The sequence below is a fragment of the Deinococcus marmoris genome, assembly GCF_001949125.1.
GTDB lineage: Bacteria > Deinococcota > Deinococci > Deinococcales > Deinococcaceae > Deinococcus > Deinococcus marmoris_A.
In genome coordinates this window covers 1-19,102 of sequence record NZ_MSTI01000166.1, presented here as the reverse complement: position 1 = coordinate 19,102, position 19,102 = coordinate 1, and the positions used below count along the sequence as shown (strand labels likewise).

At 61.3% G+C, this 19,102-nt stretch carries 24 protein-coding genes and 1 pseudogene; 12 read left to right on the top strand and 13 right to left on the bottom strand.

Annotated features, from left to right (window positions below):
• Positions 1-326, top strand: a 326-nt coding sequence (locus BOO71_RS28530) for a hypothetical protein (protein ID WP_217694944.1), incomplete at its 5' end; no start/stop codon positions are given.
• Positions 327-410: 84 nt separating this feature from the next.
• Here the strand turns inward: BOO71_RS28530 and BOO71_RS24265 are convergent.
• Positions 411-671, bottom strand: a complete 261-nt coding sequence (locus BOO71_RS24265; RefSeq protein ID WP_075836829.1) for a cold-shock protein — start codon at positions 669-671, stop codon at positions 411-413.
• A 174-nt stretch (positions 672-845) separates the two neighbouring features.
• On the opposite strand from BOO71_RS24265, the gene BOO71_RS24260 reads away from it, so the two are divergent.
• The 5 genes from BOO71_RS24260 to BOO71_RS24240 all read left to right on the top strand — a co-directional run bounded on the left by BOO71_RS24260 (position 846) and on the right by BOO71_RS24240 (position 4,759).
• Entirely contained in the window at positions 846-1,151 is a 306-nt protein-coding gene (locus BOO71_RS24260; protein WP_075836828.1) for a hypothetical protein, read from the top strand.
• Between the two features lie 252 nt (positions 1,152-1,403).
• Entirely contained in the window at positions 1,404-2,159 is a 756-nt protein-coding gene (locus tag BOO71_RS24255) for a gluconate 2-dehydrogenase subunit 3 family protein (protein WP_075836827.1), read from the top strand.
• Positions 2,160-2,192: 33 nt separating this feature from the next.
• Entirely contained in the window at positions 2,193-3,947 is a 1,755-nt protein-coding gene (locus tag BOO71_RS24250) for a GMC family oxidoreductase (RefSeq protein ID WP_075836826.1), read from the top strand.
• Between the two features lie 40 nt (positions 3,948-3,987).
• Entirely contained in the window at positions 3,988-4,167 is a 180-nt protein-coding gene (gene tatA / locus BOO71_RS24245; RefSeq protein ID WP_075836825.1) for a twin-arginine translocase TatA/TatE family subunit, read from the top strand.
• 154 nt (positions 4,168-4,321) lie between these two features.
• Positions 4,322-4,759 (top strand): c-type cytochrome, encoded by a 438-nt coding sequence (locus BOO71_RS24240; RefSeq protein ID WP_075836824.1) that lies wholly within the window; start codon positions 4,322-4,324, stop codon positions 4,757-4,759.
• A gap of 342 nt (positions 4,760-5,101) precedes the next feature.
• Here BOO71_RS24240 and BOO71_RS24235 read toward each other — a convergent pair whose 3' ends face one another.
• Positions 5,102-5,674: a DUF1990 domain-containing protein gene (locus BOO71_RS24235; protein ID WP_075836823.1), complete on the bottom strand. Its 573-nt coding sequence runs from the start codon at positions 5,672-5,674 to the stop codon at positions 5,102-5,104.
• 92 nt (positions 5,675-5,766) lie between these two features.
• Between BOO71_RS24235 and BOO71_RS24230 the strand changes: the two genes are divergently transcribed.
• The 3 genes from BOO71_RS24230 to BOO71_RS24220 all read left to right on the top strand — a co-directional run bounded on the left by BOO71_RS24230 (position 5,767) and on the right by BOO71_RS24220 (position 7,938).
• Positions 5,767-5,973: a tyrosine-type recombinase/integrase gene (locus BOO71_RS24230; protein WP_075836822.1), complete on the top strand. Its 207-nt coding sequence runs from the start codon at positions 5,767-5,769 to the stop codon at positions 5,971-5,973.
• 46 nt (positions 5,974-6,019) lie between these two features.
• Positions 6,020-7,114 carry a hypothetical protein gene (locus BOO71_RS24225; protein ID WP_139323178.1) on the top strand — a complete coding sequence of 365 codons (1,095 nt, stop codon included), beginning with the start codon at positions 6,020-6,022 and terminating at the stop codon, positions 7,112-7,114.
• A gap of 344 nt (positions 7,115-7,458) precedes the next feature.
• The gene (locus tag BOO71_RS24220; RefSeq protein WP_075836820.1) at positions 7,459-7,938 is read left to right on the top strand and encodes a hypothetical protein; all 480 of its coding nucleotides are present in this window, start codon (positions 7,459-7,461) and stop codon (positions 7,936-7,938) included.
• A 398-nt stretch (positions 7,939-8,336) separates the two neighbouring features.
• Here the strand turns inward: BOO71_RS24220 and BOO71_RS28105 are convergent, their stop codons facing one another.
• The 3 genes from BOO71_RS28105 to BOO71_RS24210 all read right to left on the bottom strand — a co-directional run bounded on the left by BOO71_RS28105 (position 8,337) and on the right by BOO71_RS24210 (position 10,723).
• The gene (locus BOO71_RS28105; RefSeq protein ID WP_175607531.1) at positions 8,337-8,489 is read right to left on the bottom strand and encodes a hypothetical protein; all 153 of its coding nucleotides are present in this window, start codon (positions 8,487-8,489) and stop codon (positions 8,337-8,339) included.
• A gap of 298 nt (positions 8,490-8,787) precedes the next feature.
• Entirely contained in the window at positions 8,788-9,414 is a 627-nt protein-coding gene (locus BOO71_RS24215) for a response regulator (protein ID WP_075836819.1), read from the bottom strand.
• 10 nt (positions 9,415-9,424) lie between these two features.
• Positions 9,425-10,723: a sensor histidine kinase gene (locus tag BOO71_RS24210; RefSeq protein ID WP_139323177.1), complete on the bottom strand. Its 1,299-nt coding sequence runs from the start codon at positions 10,721-10,723 to the stop codon at positions 9,425-9,427.
• 110 nt (positions 10,724-10,833) lie between these two features.
• Here BOO71_RS24210 and BOO71_RS24205 point away from each other — a divergent pair, with 110 nt between their 5' ends.
• Entirely contained in the window at positions 10,834-11,352 is a 519-nt protein-coding gene (locus BOO71_RS24205) for a hypothetical protein (protein WP_075836817.1), read from the top strand.
• Between the two features lie 495 nt (positions 11,353-11,847).
• On the opposite strand, the gene BOO71_RS24200 is transcribed toward BOO71_RS24205, so the two are convergent.
• From BOO71_RS24200 to BOO71_RS24170, 7 genes are all read right to left on the bottom strand, one after another.
• Positions 11,848-13,314 carry a potassium/proton antiporter gene (locus BOO71_RS24200; protein ID WP_075836831.1) on the bottom strand — a complete coding sequence of 489 codons (1,467 nt, stop codon included), beginning with the start codon at positions 13,312-13,314 and terminating at the stop codon, positions 11,848-11,850.
• A gap of 132 nt (positions 13,315-13,446) precedes the next feature.
• Complete coding sequence (locus BOO71_RS24195) at positions 13,447-13,644, bottom strand: hypothetical protein (RefSeq protein ID WP_075836816.1); 198 nt, start codon at positions 13,642-13,644, stop codon at positions 13,447-13,449.
• A gap of 38 nt (positions 13,645-13,682) precedes the next feature.
• Entirely contained in the window at positions 13,683-14,960 is a 1,278-nt protein-coding gene (locus tag BOO71_RS24190) for an AAA family ATPase (protein WP_254843283.1), read from the bottom strand.
• Positions 14,923-15,534 carry an RNA ligase family protein gene (locus BOO71_RS24185; RefSeq protein ID WP_254843282.1) on the bottom strand — a complete coding sequence of 204 codons (612 nt, stop codon included), beginning with the start codon at positions 15,532-15,534 and terminating at the stop codon, positions 14,923-14,925. The genes BOO71_RS24190 and BOO71_RS24185 overlap by 38 nt, the downstream gene beginning before the upstream one ends.
• Positions 15,535-15,634: 100 nt before the next feature.
• Complete coding sequence (locus BOO71_RS24180) at positions 15,635-15,955, bottom strand: hypothetical protein (RefSeq protein WP_075836814.1); 321 nt, start codon at positions 15,953-15,955, stop codon at positions 15,635-15,637.
• Positions 15,937-16,488, bottom strand: coding sequence for a 3'-5' exonuclease (locus BOO71_RS24175; RefSeq protein WP_075836813.1), 552 nt, complete (start codon positions 16,486-16,488; stop codon positions 15,937-15,939). Before BOO71_RS24175 ends, BOO71_RS24180 begins: the two co-directional genes overlap by 19 nt.
• Positions 16,489-16,557: 69 nt before the next feature.
• Positions 16,558-17,451: a nucleotidyltransferase domain-containing protein gene (locus tag BOO71_RS24170; RefSeq protein ID WP_075836812.1), complete on the bottom strand. Its 894-nt coding sequence runs from the start codon at positions 17,449-17,451 to the stop codon at positions 16,558-16,560.
• 273 nt (positions 17,452-17,724) lie between these two features.
• On the opposite strand from BOO71_RS24170, the gene BOO71_RS24165 reads away from it, so the two are divergent.
• Both BOO71_RS24165 and BOO71_RS24160 read left to right on the top strand, forming a co-directional pair.
• Entirely contained in the window at positions 17,725-18,192 is a 468-nt protein-coding gene (locus BOO71_RS24165; protein ID WP_075836811.1) for a hypothetical protein, read from the top strand.
• A 307-nt stretch (positions 18,193-18,499) separates the two neighbouring features.
• On the top strand, positions 18,500-18,799 hold the full coding sequence (locus BOO71_RS24160; RefSeq protein WP_139323176.1) for a hypothetical protein: 300 nt from the start codon (positions 18,500-18,502) through the stop codon (positions 18,797-18,799).
• A gap of 10 nt (positions 18,800-18,809) precedes the next feature.
• Here BOO71_RS24160 and BOO71_RS27405 read toward each other — a convergent pair.
• Positions 18,810-19,102, bottom strand: a pseudogene (locus BOO71_RS27405) (IS1 family transposase); the annotation flags it as partial.

Here is a 19,102-nt window from a genome sequence, read left to right as displayed (position 1 = left end):
TGGAGTGGAGGGATCGGCGCTGTCCCGATTCCTGCGGCGTTACAAACGGAATCCGTATTATCAATGGTTCGGACAGTTTTGGGTGGCGTCGCGTGCTGGATGGAGAGGAGAAAAAGTGGGGTGTCGCGAGACGTCCAAGGCTCTGCTGGACACAGAATGCTCTGTATTCAGGTGATGTGTCTCCGATTGGTCAACAGGGCTGTCTGGCAGGGCAAATAAATAATATCAATCCAGGTGTCGGTGTCGGATTGAGTTTAATTCGGGCAACGGTTGAAGAACACCGTTCTGCTGGCAGCGTACCTGCTGAAAACTGTCCGAACCATTGATTATATGGTGATCAATAAGCCGAATCCGCCAAAAAGAAGGGAGCCTTTGTAGGCTCCCTTCTCCAATTTGAAAGTTTGGTTCGATTACCAGCGGTCGTCGCGGCGAGGGCGGTCGTTGAACGCAGGTGCAGGTCCAGCCTTCGTGACCACGATGTTCTTGGCCTGGGGGCCTTTGTTGCCCTGACCAGCTTCGACTTCGAATTCCACTTCGTCGCCTTCGTTCAGCTTCTTGAAGCCACTGCTCTGGATCGCGCTGAAGTGCGCGAACACGTCAGGGCTACCGGGTGTTTCGATGAAGCCAAAGCCTTTCTCTGCGTTAAACCATTTCACTTTACCTACAGCCATGTTCTACTCCTTGAATTCCAAATACGGAAAGACGCCGAGCAGATGCTTTGAAGCACCCTTGCCCCAGTCCGCACTTAAGACCACTCGTGCTAAGTATAGCACGCGATTATTTGAATTCAATGGCTCACCTCGGCGCTGCCGCCTTAAGTCTTCGGTGAACCTGGAGCGCAGGCGGTGGGCCAGCGGGTGCCGGGGGCGGTGATCCAGACCGTCAATTATGCTGAGATGCTGTCCAGACTGGCTGAGCGCGGCCAGCCCCCGGAGGCTGCCGAGGAGCAACGGGAACAGGTGGGCCTGCTCCAGATCATCCACATCGATCCAGGCTTACCTGAAGATGCCCTGGCGGTGGCCCGGCTGCGCCCGCTCACCTGGACCGTGTGGCTGGGAGGAGGGGATCAAGGCGCAGCAACTGGTGCAGGCAGCGGCGAGCTTACCGGATGTGCTGTGAAGAAATTGCTCCTGTCCATCAACCAATATTGACAACCCCTCATCAGAGTCGTAGGGTCTAGAGAGTTTCCTTTTTTGGATCAATTTTGACTTCGTATCATTGAAGTTGAATCAGCTCTTTCGTGAAGAGTTTTCAATTCAAGCTGCACTTTCGATACGTACATTTAAAAATCCGCTGAAATGGAGTTTGACTTCAGACGCCTTTGTGTTCTGAGGGCAAGCTGGTCAAATCATTCAGCGTTCTCTTTTGGGCTGCCCTCAGTGTTGTCACCCGCAGGAGGCTCCATGTCAGAGACGAACGAGCGGCGAAACTTTCTCAAAGGTCTGGGCCTTGTGGCGGTCACCGTCGGGCTTGGCAGGCCCGGCCTTGTCGAGGCGCAGACGGCTCCCCCGCCGGCTCCAGCCCCGCCAGCCATGGAGATGGCCGCCCCGAGCGATACCTCCACGGCCTACACCTACGTTTTTTTCAACCCGGTGGAAATCGCCTTTATCGAGGCGGCGGTGGCACGGCTCATTCCCAAGGATAATTTGGGTCCAGGCGCGCTTGAAGCGGGCGTTTCGTATTACATCGATGGCCAGTTGGCGGGCTGGTACGGAGAGGCCGGGCGCTGGTACTGGCAAGGGCCGTGGCAACAGGGCACGCCGCAGCAGGGCTATCAACTGCCGCTCAAGCCCAGCGAGGTTTACCGCGCCGCCATTCCGCGCATCAATGAAGTGACGCAAAAGCAGTACAAGGCCGACTTCGCGGACTTGAAGGCTGACCAGCAGGACAAGGTGCTGACCGGGCTGGAGAAGGGCGACATTGACCTGGGTCGCCTGCCTGCTACAACCTTTTTCGCGTTTCTACTCCAGAACACCAAGGAAGGCTTTTTCGCCGATCCAACATACGGCGGCAACGCCCAGATGGTTGGCTGGAAACTGATTGGCTACCCAGGTGTGCAGCCCACCTACGCGCAGATTATCGAGCAGTACAAAACGCCGTTTACTGCGCCGCCCATGAGCATTGCCAACTTTACCGACGATCCTCCTCACTCTCATTGATGCCGGAATTGAACTGCACAGAGGAGAAAAATTATGTCGAAAAAGCTTCCGTCGGTGGACGCGGTCATGGTTGGAGTGGGCTGGACGGGCGGGATTCTGGCCGCTGAACTGACCAGAGCAGGGCTTTCGGTTGTCGGCCTGGAGCGAGGCCAGTCCCGTGACGCCAATGTTGAATTTGCCTTTCCCCACATCCGAGACGAACTCAAGTACGGCATCCGCTTCGGCCTGATGCAGGACGTCAGCCGTGACACCCTGACCTTTCGCAACAGCGCGGATCAGATGGCGCTGCCCATGCGCCAGCTCGGGTCCTTCTTGCTGGGCAATGGTACGGGCGGTGCGGGCGCACACTGGAACGGGCAGACCTGGCGCTGGACGCCCTATGACTTTGAAATCTACAGCCAGACCGTCAAGCGTTACGGCAAGGGGGCCATTGACGACGGCATGCTCATTCAGGACTGGGGCGTGACCTATCAAGAACTGGAGCCGTTCTTCGACAAGTTTGAACACACGGCGGGCATCGGCGGCACAGCGGGTAACTTGCAGGGTAAGGTCCAAGCCGGCGGCAATCCCTTTGAAGGGCCACGCGCCCGTGCATATCCCAACCCGCCGATGAAGCGCTCGCAGCTTGGCGACCTGTTTCAGAACGCCACGCAGAATCTGGGATATCACCCGTTTCCTGGTCCCTCGGCCAACATGACGCAGGCCTACACCAACCCAGACGGGCAGGCGCTGGGAGCCTGCATGTACTGCGGTTTTTGCGAACGTTTTGGCTGCGATTACAACGCCAAAGCCAGCCCCAACAACACGGTCTTGCCGACTGCGCTGGCGACTGGCAAGTTTGAAGTTCGCCACGACGCTAACGTGGTGCGCGTCAATATGGACAGCAGTAAAAAGCGGGCCGTCAGCGTGACCTACGTCGATCTGATCACGGGTGAGGAGATCGAGCAGCCTGCCGAGATGATCTTCCTGACCAGCTTTACGTTTGGCAACGTCAAACTGCTGATGGTTTCCGGTATTGGCGACATCTACGATCCCGTGACCAACAAGGGCATTGTCGGGCGCAATTACACCTACCAGCTCAGCGCCGGGGCAGGCGGCACCATCACCGGAAAAGATTTCAAAGTCTTCGCCGGGGCCGGCTCAGAAAGTGTGGTGATCGATGATTTCAACGGTGACCACTTTGATCACACTGGACTGGGGTTTCTGCATGGCGGCTCCATCTCGGCGTCATCCACGGGAGCGCGCCCCATTCAAAGCAATCCTGGCGGTTCCGGCTGGGGCAGCGCCTGGAAGAAAGCCGCTGCCGCTGCCTACAACACCTCAGTGGGCATCGGCGCTCAGGTGGCCTCACTGCCCTTCCGTCAGAACCATCTGGATCTCGATCCCACCTACCGCGATGCTTACGGACACCCGTTGGTGCGCATGACCTTCGATTACCGTGGAAATGAGCGCAAGCGCAGCCAGTATCTGGCTGAAGTCAACGTCAAGATCCTCACCGAGATGGGGGCCAAAAACGTCGCTGGGCGCAGTGTCCCGGAGCATTACACCATCGTGCCGTACCAGAGTACCCACAACCAGGGTGGAGCCATCATGGGCATGGATCCTGCCAACAGCGTGGTCAACCCTTACATGCAGCATCATCAGGTTTCCAATCTGTTCGTGGTGGGTGCCAGTTCATTCCCGCACAACAGCGGGTTTAACCCGACTGGTACGGTGGGTGCAGTGACGTATCGGCTGGCCGACGCCATCGTCAAGCGGTACATCAAAGCGCCTGGCCCTTTGACGTGACCTCACCCCACCAGTCAGGCTGACCTGATCAAGGAGTGCCATGTCCCTCGGCCCACTGGAAATCATCCTGATCCTGGTCGTCGTGCTGCTGCTGTTCGGTGCCAAGAAATTGCCGGAGATCGGTAAAGGTCTCGGAGAATGGATTCGTGAGTTGCGTCATGCGGGCCGCGAGCTGATCCATCCTGGGGACCAGCCTCCCAATCCGCCCGGCAGAGACTGACCAGAATCCGAACTGACACTGTTCGGCAGCCCTTCAAGATCGCCCAACACGTCCTTTAAACGCATGCAGAGGTGGGGCGATGTTACCGGCCCTTTGTGGATGGGAAACAGCGTCCCATACAGCCTACACGCCCTTCTTCTGGCCTGGAGAATTCATGAAATACCTGTTCCTGATGCTCATCGCCAGCACTTCCCTGGCCGCCGCCCAGAATGGCAAAGCCCTTTACACCAGCAACTGCGCGTCCTGTCATCAGGCGACGGGCAAGGGGATACCCGCAGCCTTTCCACCTCTCGCCGGACATTTCCCCGCGATTCTGGCGGCAGATGGACGCAAATACACGATCAACGTGGTGCTGTACGGCTTGAATGGCTCCATCAAAGTCAACGGTAAAACCTATAACGGAGCCATGCCCGGCTTGGCTCAGTTAAGCGACGGCGATCTGGCCGCAATCCTGAACGAGGTTTCGATCAGTTGGAAGAATGCCCTACCAGACGGCCAGAAACCCTATACGGCAGACGAGATCAAGGCTGAGCACGCCGCCAAGAAGACACCCGAGCAGGTGCATGATCTCCGGCCAGCAGCCTTGAAGTAGTGCGCCTCATCGGCTGCTCTCCTGGCAGCACAGGCTTTTTGAATATCATACGGATTCCGATTGGAAGGTGTTGGAAACACCTGGAAATCCGAACGGAGTGAGAAGGAGAAAAACGGACTCCGGGCATGAAGTGCAGGAATCAGCGCTGTCCCGATTTCTGCGCGAAATAGACGGAATCCGTATCAGTTGTCATTGAGGGTTTCATTTTTGGTCAGCGGGCTTACCACGATTCCGGCTCCACATACACCCCTGTTTGTTGTTGGGAGCGTCTGTTTTCTTCTCACGAAAAAGCTGATGGGTGGGGCGCAAGCGCCAGAGTGAGCATGCAGGGCTGGGCCTGCCCTACTTCGCCTCCTTCACAGCACTCATCATGGCGGCGGTATACGCCTGCGCCGCCGCCCGTTGAAGCTGCCGAACGACGGGCTGACCCAGGCACGCAAGCGGATGACGGGGACGCGAGAAAGCGCTCAACCCAAAAGTCACTTCTCCAGATGCCGAGCGGGAAACCAGAAACCGTTCCTCGCCCTGTTCGGCGTGCCCGGTCAGGGTGCCGTAAGCGAAGCCGCAGCAATCAGGTTCGTCGATGACGTACACCACCCGGTCGGCAACCAGGCTAAAAAATCCCAGGTGGGCAATCTGGACCACCAGCGTCTCGCCTTCGGTAAATGGAGCCGCCGGGTTGGTGAGCCGAATCCAGGGCGTTTCGAAAACCTTCCACGTTTTGAGAGCCGCTCTGGCGAGTGTGAAACATTCGTCGCCGGTGCCCAGGCGGGTGGAATGCTGGTCAATCGCGTATCCGGTGGGGTGCAGGGCCGTTCTGGTCTGGCCGACTTCAGCGTAGGAGTAGGCTGCCTGCCGTTGCCGCTCTAAAAAGGCTTGAGCCTGCTTGGGAGTCGGGCGGTGCAGGAAGAACATGATTGAGCTTATACGGACTCCGATTAAAGGGTGTTGAAAACACCCGTATTACTGGGTGAGTAGAGGCAGAGCGTCCTGAGTCAGAGTGGCACATGAACGCAGCCGCCCTGTTGCCCAGCACCTGCCATATGCATCCCAATGGCATCCTGGAGGTCATGGCGAAGGTCAGCCCGCATGAGATGCTGCCTAGTCTTGCCACCGCGCTCGTTGAGCAGGGCCGCAGCCCGCACGAGATCGGCACGATCCTGGGCCACGAGAACCCGGCGACGACGGCGATTTATGGGTGGGTTAAGGCTTAGCAGTTGGTGCTGGCAGTGACCAGCCTATCGGATGTATTCTAGGGGCTTGATTTCGCACTCCACCCCTGGCGCACTGCCGCCCCACGAGCATCTCCGTCAACTTCACCGCGTCTACGGACCGTTGAGTCCCGCGTTCGTGGCAGAAGAACTGCGCTGCACGCTGGACGAGGCCATTCACTACCTATATGGCCCTCACGCTGCGCTTTACACCTGGGTCAGCCTCGCTGACCTGGCCCACCTGGCGACAGTGGATATGGCTGGGTTGAAGCGCTGGGTGCGGCGGCATCATCTCCAGAGCGCCCAGCTACAGCGCCAGGCGCGGACCGCGCCTGCGTACATCCATCTCGATGACGCCCGCCATTTCCTGCACCAGCACTTGACGTCAGAAACGGTGGACGCGCTGCCCCGCGTGAATGTCACAGACCTGGGGTCTTCACCTCTGCCGAGTCCAGCCGTCCAGACAGCCGTGGATGTGGACTGGCACCTGGCCCGGCAGGCCGCCTGGCCCATGACGGTGGACCGACTGGCAGAAGCGGTCTACAGCTCCCGTTCTACGCAAGCTCAGCAGCAGACCCGTAAAATCCTGCGGCGCTGGGAAGCCCAGGGGAGAGTCGTGTGCTTTGCGCGGGGCCTGTATGACCTGGTGCGCCCGTCCCTGGTCCTGGACCCAGTGCGGTACGGCAAGAGCGTGTTGCCGAGAGAAGACCTCCAGAAGCTGCGCGTCCATCACCCGGAGATCGCCCACTGGACCAGTGGGCCGCTGGCGGCGGCCTGGCGGGCGTACAGCCGTTTCTATGCGAACACCCTGCTGCCCATCGTGGACCGTGGGGAGCCGACGTTTCTGGAATATCTGCTGGTGGCGCAGTTGCATCCAGACGGGTTGCCGGACGCGGTGAATGCCCGGTATGAGGAACTGTGCCAGGAAGCGGCTTTTTATCGCCTGGTGCCCGCACCGCCGCAGAGGGCGCCCGAGATGGAGAAGCCTGCACTGACGGTGAAGAATGTTGAAGCAGGCCTGATTGACTTCAAAGCGGTAGCCGAGGCAACCCGGTTGAAGATGCAGCGCAAAGGCAGCAAGGGGCAGACCTCAAGCAGGGGCCGCAAGACAATGGTGTCCAAGGAGATGCAGGAGAGCGTGTAGTTCAGGCGTTGCCTCTGGGTGACAGTGGCCAAGCACGCCTAGAGGCCCCTTGTGGTCAAGAAGAATACAGCCGTCACCCGTGGGATTCACCGACCAGGTCAATCCCCCTGGTTGTGCCCTGTGACGTCTCTAACCTCTCCCCCTGGTGAGCGCTTTTCAGCATTGTCTTCAGTCAGGGCCTAAACGGCTTGCAGTAACCCTCAAAGGTTATTGCTGTGGAATCAGGCTCGTTTTTGGTCACCGCCTCAAAGCAATCAGGGGGAAAATCTCAGTCGGCTCACACGGTCTCCCTTTAACTTCAAGGTGAACAACGTCAAAATGTAAGAAAACACGTGGAGGTGTTGATGACCATTAGCAAATGGATGCTCAGCAGTATGTTCTTCAGTCTGGTTGGTATGGCCGCAGCGCAGTCGAGCGCGTGTGTCAAGACGCCCGCGTACGCCTATAACGGTTTGGTGAAAATCGAGTATCCCAGCCGCAATGGTGGGGCAGTGGTTCAGCGTGCCTGTGACGCTGGCGCGCAGCAACTCGTGGCAGATGTCATGGCCTCAGCCAAAGCCAACGGCGTCACTGTGCGCTGGGTTGAGATTTACGGCGTGCGCCGCTGGGGATCTGTGTTTCACGACCTGATCTACAAGACGAGGGCGCTGGGCTATGGGCAGGCGCTGTTCAGCAAGTACAACGCCCTGCCCCTCAGCCGGATGAGCAACAAAGAGGAACTGGTCTACGCCAATGGTTCGGGCAAATACGTCGCCCAGTTCTCGTATGAAGAGGGCAACAGCACCGCCAACACGTCTACCGTGTTCGTTCTGTACGGCAATTGATCTGGCGCGAGTTACACGGACTCCGATTAGAGGGTGTTGAAAACACCTGTAATCCGAGCAGAGCGAGAAGGAGAGAAACGGGTGCCGGACGTGGAGTGTAGGAATCGGCGCTGTCCCAATTTCTACACGAAACAAACGGAATCCGTGTTGCGCGGCATTTTCAAAAACACAGTCAGGTGTTGCAGGGCCACTGGAAGCTTATTTCCCGGTGGCCCTGCCCGCTGTTCTGCCACTGGACGTGCAGGGGAAAGGCGCATCTATCCGGGCTGACCTTGCAGTGCGGCGACTCCCTGGCCTTCAGCAGCTTGACCAGCTATGAGCGGCTCATGCCCAGTAGCGCTCCAGCCTATGGCATCTCTTCAGGCAAGACCTCGTTTCCCCATGCCTCCAGTTGCTTTTTACTTTGCTTTGTACTTCCCGCCGCCACGACGGTCCTTCTGACCCTGGGCGCGCCATTCCCAGGCGGTCGCCACGACGATTGTCATCACCAAGTCTAGGAACACGTACAGAACGGCGATGTCGCCTTGTACGTTGATCAGGATTGCGATCATTCCGGCGATGCCCAGCGCGATGCTGACTCACCAGCGCCAGGACGCACCTCGCAGGGAGCTGAGATCACTGAGCGATTTCACAAACTCCAGCAATTCCAGCATGGAGACATCATACGGGCGACCGACACGGCCTGATCAGCACAGAGCGCTCCATCCCAGGAATTCGCCAGCAGAATTCGGGCGTTATCGCAAGCCTTTAAAGAGCCGGTCCAGAATACTTTCATACGGTCTGGACAGAATTGTGTCCTTCGCCAGATGAAATCCGATTAGGCTGGACCGAGCAGAAGGCGGGGTGAACCTATTCCCCCGTCCATTTCCCCGCATTCAGCGCCGCTTCCGTCCTGTTCCTGACCTGCATCTTGGACAGCAGGCTCTTGACGTGGTTTTTGACGGTGCTTTCACTGATCTCCAGATCACGGGCGATCTGTTTGTTGCTCAGCCCCTTTGCCAGTAGCCGCAGGGTGTCCAGTTCTCTGGGGCTGAGATGCTCCAGCTCCTGCTGGCGGGTGGTCAGCAGATGCAGGTATTTACTCGCCACACTGGGCTGAATAAAAACCTCACCCGCCGCCACCCGCCGCACCACATCGAAGAGTTCCTGGGGCCGCACGTCCTTGAGCAGATAGCCCTTGGCTCCAGCACGAATCCCGTCCAGCACATAGTTCTCGGTGTCAAAGGTGGTCAGGATCAGTACCCGGCTGTCCAGGCCGAGTTCATGCAGCCGGGCAGTGGTTTTCACGCCGTCCAGTTCCGGCATCTGAATATCCATCAGCACGACGTCGGGTTTCAGGCGCTGGATCAACTCCAGGGCTTCCAGGCCACTCCCTGCCTCACCGATCACCTCAAAGTCGTCGTCGGTTTCAAACAGGGAACGCAGGCCGAAGCGCATCAGCGGTTGATCGTCCACGATGGCGAGGGTAATGGTCATGGGGCAGTCCTCATAGGATGTTCGCCTCCGAGAAGGCCAGGGAGCGGGGCAGACGGGCCACGACGCGCGTTCCCCCGCCGGGGGAGCTGTCAATCTCCAGTTGACCGCCCAGCAAGACTAGGCGCTCACGCATCCCGGCCAGCCCGTAATGGCCCGGTGCGGTGGGCTGCCGGGTATCAAAGCCCTGGCCATCGTCGCTGACGCTGAGCCGGGTGTCCTGGGGCGTCTGGCGCAGTTCCACGGAGATCTGCCGGGCGTGGGCGTGGCGGCGGGCATTTTGTACGGCTTCGCTGGCAATGCGGATCAGGGCGTGCTGTTGCTGGGGCGAGAGCTGAACGTCGGTGAGGTTGAGCTGCACGGCAGGCAAACCTTCCGGCTGAGCGAGGACGCTGAGCTGGGCCAGCATGGACTGATCTGGCGTGGATGGGGACACCTCGGAGCGCAGATCGCTGAGGCTCAGTCGCAATTCGCTGGTGGCCGCCCGCGACAGCTCGCGCGACTGTCCCAGCAAGATGCGAGCTTTGTCGGGCCTGCGTTCCAGGCTCAGCTCGGCGGCTTCCAGTTGCACGGTGATGGTGGTCAGGGCGTGGCCCAGCGTGTCGTGCAGCTCACGGGCCAGCCGGGAGCGTTCGCGCAGCACTGCCAGTTCCTCGGCCTGGGCCGCCTGGAGGGCCAGCTTGGTGTTGGCGGTTTCCAGTTCCTCCACCAACTGCCGCGAACGGCGCAGCAGCACGCCGAACACCGCCGTCATCAGCAGCCCGGCAGCGTTGCTCAGCGCGTCCAGCAAACCTGGGGACGGGCTGGCGGTCAGGCTGAACAACCACACGAACACCGCCACAATCGGCAGGGTGTAACGCAGGTGCCAGCCGAGCGGCTGATGCATCCCCAGAAACAGCATGGTCGTAACCGCCACAAAAAATTGCAGCGACGGGCTGAGGATCAGCAAACTGGCGGTGGTGGCGAGCAGGCTGACGAGCAGCAACCGCTCAAATGCTTTTGAAGGCAGGCGGCCTGTGTCCAAGTCAACAGTGTCCAGGTCATCGGTGCGGATCAGGGTCAGCACATAACTGATCCCGACGGCCCACAGCGTCAGCAGCGGCCACCAGACCGGCCCGAAGGCAGCCTGAGACTGCGCCACCTGCACGGACGCGATGCCCAGCGGAATCAGGGCCAGCAGGACGCCGCGTTGCCAGAACAGCAGGCGCTGCGGCTGAAGGTGGGGTGGTTGAAGATGGGGCGGCCAGCGCCAGAACAGGATCAGCGCCGGAAGACACGCCACCAGCGCCCAGCCAGACCTCAATGCTTCCACCCGCCCAGCCTAGCCCCCTTTTGGTGGTTTCCGGTATAGCCCAAAAGGGCTAACCCGACTGACCCGTTGTGAAGGCGCGGCAGCGTGGAACCTGGGCGCACACTCTGGGCATGACAAACACCGACTGGATCGTCAGCGTCAGCATCCTCGCCTTCATGCTCCTCACCGTCCTGGGCACCCGCGAGATCAACAGGATGGTCTTCGTACGTCTCTTCCTCACCGTTGGCGGCTCGGCCTTCTACTTCCTCAGCGACTTGCCCACCGCCGGACACGATGTCCCGCTGGAACTCGGCGGCGTGGCGCTGGGCGTGATCTTCGGAGTGATGGCAAGCGGCGCGTCCAGGGTGTTCCGTCAGGGCAACAAGGTGATGGTGCAGTCGGGCTGGCTCTATGCAGCGGTCTGGGTGGCCGCGCTGGGCCTGCGGGTGGTCTTTGCCGAACTGGCGACGTACAACCCCACGGTTCTGGCCTGGGTGGTCAACTTCAGCATCCAGAACCAGATCACCGGGCCGGAAGCGTGGCGGGCGGCGTTCGTGCTGATGGCGCTGGTGATGGTGGTGACGCGCATTGCCCTGGTGGCCGTTCGCAGCCAACTGGCCCAGCCCAGTGCCCAGCCGCAACTGGCCTGAAACGAGGTCTGGTCACGCTGAACAAGATCCAACGCCAAGCAAGGTTCAGCGCCAAGCAAGGTTCAACGCAGCAGGCGGGGGAAAGGAGACAGGAGCCTTTCCCCCGCCTGCTTGTGCTGCCTGTGCTACCAAATGCTGGGCTGGAGACCGGCGAAGCCGTAGATAGGCTGACCAGTGGGAAAGCATTCGGGGATGGACTGAACCTGGAAGCCCGGATCATACGGACTCCGATTGAAAGGTGTTGAAAAACACCTGGAAATCTGAACGGGCGTCCAAGCGTCCTCTCTGCGAGCTGTACCAGTCATAGGCGCTGTTCTGGACAAGACAGTGAGTGGGAGAAAATGGGTTCCAGGCATGGAGTGCAGGAATCGGCGCTGTCCCGAGTTCTGCCGCGTTACAGACGGAATTCGTATCGCCCAACGTTGTCGCGAAGCTCGTGAGTGCCAGGGATTACCGCACATCAGGCGTGGTGAAACAGACTGATTTCCTATTCAGTCACAAGCGCGATTGGCCCCCGTGTCCCAACTGCTGTTTTACTTCGCGGAGTTCCTCCGCCTGGGCCAGCACCTGCACGCTGTCCCCCGCCAGCAGCCGGGTCGCGCCCCTTGGAATCAGGTACTCGCCTGCCCGGTGGATCAGCACCACCAGCGCCTCCGGCGGCAGGTGCAGGTCCACGATGCGCGTGTTGTCGGCAGGGCTGCCCGGACGCACTTCAACTTCTACCAGTGCGTTTTTGCTGTGTCCGGTGGGCGTATAGGTCATGGGCGGGGCAGACGGCACGGTGCGGGGCGTACGCAGGCCCAGCAGATCGGCGACCAGCGTCAGTGTGGTGCCTTGCAGCAGCACACTGGTCAGCACGATAAAGAAAACGACGTTGAACAGAATCTGTGCTTGCGGCACCCCGGCCAGCAGTGGAAAGGTGGCCAGCACGATGGGGACAGCGCCCCGCAGTCCTACCCAGCCCACCATGGTCTTGTGACGCACAGGCATCTGTGAGGCCGCCAGGCTGATGAACACGCTGAGAGGCCGGGCCACGAAGACCAGCACCAGCGCGCAGGCCAGCGCCAGCCCCGCCGTCGGCAGCAGTTCGTGTGGATTGACCAGCAGCCCCAGCGTCAGGAACATCACCACCTGCATCAGCCATGCCAGCCCGTCGTGGAAGGACAGCAGGCTGCGCTTATGGAGAAAGTCGGCGTTGCCCAGGATGATGCCCGCGACAAAAATCGCCAGAAAGCCGCTGCCCCCTGCCACGGCGGTCACGCTGAAGATGGTCAGGGCCAGCGCCAGCGTCAGCACCGAATACAGCCCCTCGAACTGCAATTGCAGGCGGTTGAGCGTCAGCAGCGCCAACCGGCCCAGCACCACCCCCAGTACACCGCCAATCACCATCTGCTTGATGAACAGCGGCACGATTTCCAGCACGCCCATGCCAGGATGGGCAATCAGTTCCAGCAGGCCCACCGTCAGAAATACGGCCATCGGATCGTTGCCACCTGACTCGAACTCTAGCAGCGGGCCGATGTCTCCTTTTAGCCCCAGTGCCCGCTCTTTGAGGACGCTGAAGACGGCTGAGGCATCGGTGCTGCTGACCACTGCGCCCAGCAGCCACGCGATCAGCCACGGCAGGTTCAGGACAAAATGCGCGAAGGTGGCCATCACCCCGGCTGTGATCAGCACGCCCAGCGTGGCCAGGCTCAGCCCACGCTTCAGGACGGGCCGGGTCTCACCCCAGTTGGTGGTCAGGCCGCCCTGGAACAAAATGAAACACAGCGCCACAGTGCCCAGCGCCTGCGCCAGTCGGTAATCGCTGAACTGGATGCCCAGGCCGTCCGTTCCGGCCAGCATGCCCACGCCCAGAAACAGCAGCAGGCCAGGAATGCCCAGCCGCCCACCCAGACGACTGACGATTAAGCTGATGAGCAGAAGGACGCCTGCGGCCAGCAGGTAGAGTTCAGTGGTCAGGCCCGTCACCCACTCAGGATGTCACAGGATTGGGACGGCTCAGGAACGAGGATTTGGGAGAATGGTGTCACGTGCTTGATCCTGAGATCTGTGAGTTACGCTCCAACTCCAGCTTGCGGGCGTCCTGCGTGATCAGATCAAGCTCGACGGTCCGTCGTCGCACGCCAGTTCATGCGTTTCTCCCAGTTTGCCCAGACCTGGCACCCCGCGCAGCGGCAAAAGATGTCCCCTGCGCAGGTCCCAGTCTCTGTCGGGGCTGGGAAAGCTGTACAGATGCACTCCGCCGAGACTGGCGAACAGCAGCGGGTAGGGATGGGTGTGAATGGCCACAGCAAGTTGAGGCGGAAAGGAAACAGACGGAACCCGTATTACAGCGTCCATAATTCACCGTCTGGAGCATGCAACGTCACGGTGTGTGCCTCGGCGGGGTCCGGGAATTCCAGGCTGCCGAGCTGGGCGCTCAGGATGGCGGCGGGCACAGGTTGGCTGCGGGCAGCGTTGCGGGCACTGAAAACGTTGGGCGGCGTCCAGGCCACCTCGATGCGGGTGAGCGCGCCGTACGCCACGCCCAGCCCCAGCACCTGTGCACGTTGATCGCGGCGCAGGCTTCCCGCGTCCCACACGACATGTCCTTTGTGCCGCAGCCCCACGCGCACCGCCTCGCGGGCGGCCTGCATGACCTGGCCGTTCACGCGCTGATCGGTGTGGTCCTTGCCCAGGCGGGCGCGCAGGGCGTCCAAGCTGACGATGTGGGCCTGTGGATACTGGGCCGCCAGCGTGCTTTTCCCACTGCCACTGGGGCCACACAACACCGTGAGCTGCGGGAAGCCGTGCCGGGCGGCCTCCTGAACGCGGGCGGCGGCCTCGTGCGGCGTGTGGATGAGGCCCGCTTCCCAGTCGCGCAGGCCCCGGCCCAGCGCCAGTGCCAGCAAGTCCGGCGAGGCTCCGGGCAGGAGTGCCTGAACCTCTGCCCGGAAGGCGGCGTGGGGATCATCCACGTTCCACACCCCTAGTTCACGGGCGGCCAGTTCCAGCAGGTCTGCGGTGTCCTCACCTTGCCGGGCGTCTTCACCCAGGACGGTGCGGCCCCGTGCATCGGCCCGCGCCAGCAGGGTCAGCAGCGGCAGGGGCACCCGCCGTGCCAGAGCGGGAACGCCGCGCTCCAGATCGCCCTTCAGCGCGCGGTGCAGGCTGTGATGCTCGGCCACCAGGCGCAGGACCGTCAGCAGGAAGGCTGGCGACCAGCCCGCGTCCAGCAGTTGGTAGGCGAGGTGGTCTTTGCCGCGCCGCGCATGTCCGGGTGAACACAGGCGGACGTCACCTGCCTCGTCGGGTTCCTCACGGGTGGTCAGCGCCTTGCCGATGTCGTGCAGGGCAGCGGCCACGATCAGCGCCCCGCGTTCCAGCCCAGTCAGTCGGGCAGCCTCCGCCAGGGTGTGGGCTTCTTGCACCACCCACGCCGAATGCACGGCCACGTTGCCCTCGGCGTGCCACTGCGCGTCCTGGGGGGGGTTCTCCAGCTTCAACAGCAGCGGCACCAGAGGCAGCAGGGCGGCCCTGATCTCTTCAAAGGAAAGGGGTTGTGCCGCGCCCAGATGGGCAGGCAACTCAGCCGCCCGCATCTTGACCTTCTCCTGCCAGACCATTGGCCTCCACGGGTCTGCTCAGCCAGTGCTGGTCGGTCTGAACATGTCGGGCACGCACGAATTTGGCCACCCGGCGCGGAAACTCGGCGTAGGGAATCTGGCCAGTCACGCGCACCACGTAGCCCTCCATGCATTCTGGATCGACGGAAATCTCTTTCAGCGCTGCCTCGTCCCAGATGCCCCGGTGCAGCTCTTTGGGCGTCGGTACCCCCAGGCGCGTGGCCCAGGCTTTGACCTCGTCCCAGGGGCGCGACACGTTCTGATCGTCCCACACGCTGAACAGGTAGAAATAGCCTTCCAGGGCTGCGTAACGCAGGCTGTGAACCGCGTAGACATTCTCGCCGCACAGCCGCCAGCCGTCGGGAATCTCGTGTCCGAAACGGCCCCGCTCGGCCTTGACCCACGTCCGCGACGGGTGTGGGCGCGTGTCCAGGCTGCGGGCGTGCAGATCCGTGCGGTACAGGCTGGTGTTCTCGCCGTCGAGCTTCTCGGTGACGACGATGTCCTGACCGATCAGGCCGCTCAGGTCACCAATGCGGCGGTCGTCGTTTTGCAGCCCTGGAGACCAGGGCAAATGGAGGGTAGAGGGGTATTTGATTCGCATAGGGGATCACTGCCCGGCAGGTTATGGGAGGAGTGGCGGGCGGCGCATCGGCCAGGTGGGGCAGAGGGGGCTAGGCCGTTTGGCCGGGCGGCGCGTCCGCTTCGTCATCCCAGCGCCAGGCCCCGCCCAGGGCGGCGGCCAGTTTTCCGGCAACCTCCTCGCAGACCAAACGCCCGTCTTCGTCATCCTGGCAGGCCAGCTCCAGCAGGTTGAGCAGGGGTACGTCCTGCCCCTTTGTCCACGAAGAGCAGCCGCGCAAATCGCAGTGCATAGGCAGCAGCAAGATCGCCCCGCTGTCCAGCACAGCGGCGTCCACAACCCCTGAGAAGGCGGCGTCGGACCGGACGTTGAGGAAACGCCGTGAGACCACACTCAGACCAGAGGGGTCCATCGTCCGGCCTGAATCAACGACAGGATCAGCGCCGCGATGTTCCAGGCGTCGTCTACCCCTCGGTGATGGCGGCCCTCCAGCGGCAGGTCAGCGAAAGCCAGCGCCTGGGCCATACTGGGCCGTTTGTGCAAGGCGTGCGCCTGCGTGAACACCTTTTTGGCATTGGTGTGCCGGGCGCTGAAGGGATACGGTACGCCGCCCAACGCGCACTGCGAGGCAAACTGCTTGCGGTCATAGTCGCCCCAGCTTGCCCAGGACCGCGAGTCGCTGCGAAACTCACGGCGCAGGAGGTGGCAGGCCCCTTCAAACGACACGCCTGCGGCCACGTCCTGCGCACTCAGGCCCGTGAGCTGGGTGCAAAAGGCGCTGACCTCCGAACGCTCCGGGCGGATCAGGATGGCCTGCCGCCGGGTGCGCTCCAGGGTCTGGGTGTTCAGCTCGCAGACGCCGATTTCAATGACCTCACTGGTCTGTCCGGGGGGCGGCGGCCCCTCCCAGCAGGTGGCCTCGACGTCGATCACGTTCAGGAACATGCCGCATTCTTGCTGTTAGCCGCAGCCCACTTCATCAGCCAGATCTCCATCGGTCCCTGACATGGTGGCCTACTGCTCCACCGCTGTCCGCCGTGCCCGGATCAGCCACGCCTCGGCCCGCGCGTAATCCGGGCGTTCTGGCAAGTGGGTTCGCGCGTACGCCTCATCAAATGTTCGGTGCAGCTCCAGCCGCCAGCGCCCTATTTCTTCCCAGCTCAACTCCCCCGATTTGACAGCCAGCAGCCGCTCACGGTATTCGCCCACATCCACCAGCACCTCGCCCGTTTTCAGGACATGGATGCCGCTCAGCAGCAGCCTCAAAAGATGCATGACGTGCTTGGGACGGATGTCGCCATGGTTGCGCCGATCTGCCTCCAGCCGCTTGAACTGGCCCATCACATAGCCGCCGTAAGTCTGGTAGACCAGCCGACTCAGAAACGCGCCCCGGATGTCCAGCAGGGCCTGCGCCACGGGAGTGACCGTCAGCACCTGCGGGCTGTACAGCACCTCCAGGACATTGGGATTGGCTTTTAGGGCCAGCAGCACGAACTTGCGGGCCTCCCAGTACACTTCCTCGCCGCGCTCCAGTTGTTCGGGCACGCCGCCCAGACTCCAGTGCGCCGTCGCGGGCGGCAGGTAAAAGCCGCGCAGGTCCGTGTCGCTGCCCGCCGAGTCCAGGCCGAAAGCGCGGCTGCCCATCACGCAGCGGTACTGGACGTACGGGAAATAATCGGTGTGATCAGCCGGGAGGGCCTCGGCTTCCTTACGGCGCACGCCCAGATGCACCCGGTTGACGTCCAGCAGCGCGCCATCTGGGAACTGCACGCTGTAGACGCTGGGGCCGCCCTGTGCTGGGGCGCGGGCCACCACGCCTACCGCACCTACCGCATGGTCCCCTTGGGGCGTTCGGAGGGTAACGCTGGTACCGGGTGACAGGGGAGTTGTAAGCGTGGCAGGTGGCATGGCTTATGCAGGCTAACGTCGCAGGCTGAGGCTGGAAAGATGCGCCGCATTGACCATTGGCCTGGAGAGCACCACGACGGGCCTTCTTGTGTTCGCTACTGCCCGTCCCATCCGGCGCGACTGCCGTATCAGGGCGTTTGTCTGAGCGCACACTCGGTATTGAGCTAAGCGTCCCGTCCTAAGCGTTGAAACGCCGGACTCGGCGCGCTCCGCATCGGTGGTGGCCGGATCGCTGTGTGATCAGGACTGGAGCACGGCCCCTATGATGCAGGCATGTTGCCGTTCGGGCTCAGACTCACTCGCCCAGCCCTGATTGTGCTGGGGCTCATGGTTTTACTGACGGCCTGCTCATGGGGACGCGACGCTCGCTCGGCACAGGCCACGGAGCAAGCGGTGATTGACGCGGCCCGTGACGCAATGACCACAGCAGCCAAAATCCTTGGCGGCAGCGAACTCATGGCTGGAGCACGCTGGTACAAATGCCCAGGCGGGATCGGTCACCAGTACGTCGGAGGTGGGGTCATGACGGCCCCGAAGGGAGATGTGTCTCGCCAGCTTGAAGCCGTCCGGGCAGCGGTCATCGGTGCCGGATTCACCGACGTGACCCAGGTTGAGGGAAAGGTCAGCGTTGAGCGCGACGACATCAGCGTTACCCTGGGTTATCGCGCGGTTGATCAGCACTGGCGCGTTTCTTCCGCTCGAAGTGCTACAGGTACTCCAAAGCCGAAATGCAGAGGGTAAAATCCAGTGCTTACAAGGAGATCAAGGGCTTGACACCCTGATAGACCGTCGTCACAGTGGGCAGATCTTCCAGTCAAGGATGAAGACGTTCACCAGGAACACTCAGGGAGATGACATTTGAAGGAGTGCAGTGCACAGCGACTGTTGTCGGGAGCTGGGTGGCACGCCCGTTGATCAAGCCATCAATGCGGGTTCTGGGGAACTCTCCAGCAGTGCGTGGGGGCAATCGATCTGGCCTGCTCTACAGAGCGGGCCAGATCGAACGTCAGTGTCGGACCTGCGGCCCGTTTCCTGTAGCCTGTCCGGCATGACCCCACCAGACTGGCTTCTTCAGTTGCTCGGTGGAGCTGCGGTGGTCATGTTGTTTCTTTTCCTATCCGTTTTTTGGCCCTTTCGACCAGCCTCTAAAAAGGTGCAGCCGACTCCGGAACACAAGGGTTGTCTGAAGCAGCAACAGCAGCGGCGCGCCCTGCACGAACTTGAAGTCATGCGTCCTGGCCTGATTCACGCTGCGTTCAACAGAGATTATGTGAGTCGCGGCGATATGGAAATGCAGGGCTGGAGCTGGCACCTGATGATGTTCGAGTACGATCTCCCTGTCTGGTAGAAGGCTGGAATCATGACCGACATGGGTTCTTCATGACCACGGTGCTGAGCAGGCGCAGCACGCTCCACACCGTGTCCGTGATCCCGATGGCCATTGCTGGCGTCCGTTGCGCATATTGACGACGCCCCACCGGTTCATTCAACTTGACTCGCAGGCTCCGGTTCACCCGACAGAAGTTATAGATCCCATTGACCAGATCACTGACCGTCTGACGGACGTGGGGAAGCCTCGCAAACGCGAGGCTTCTGCGGACTTGGTGCGGATTCATACGCCGGGCCGTCCCGTTGTGCCGTTCCACTGCCG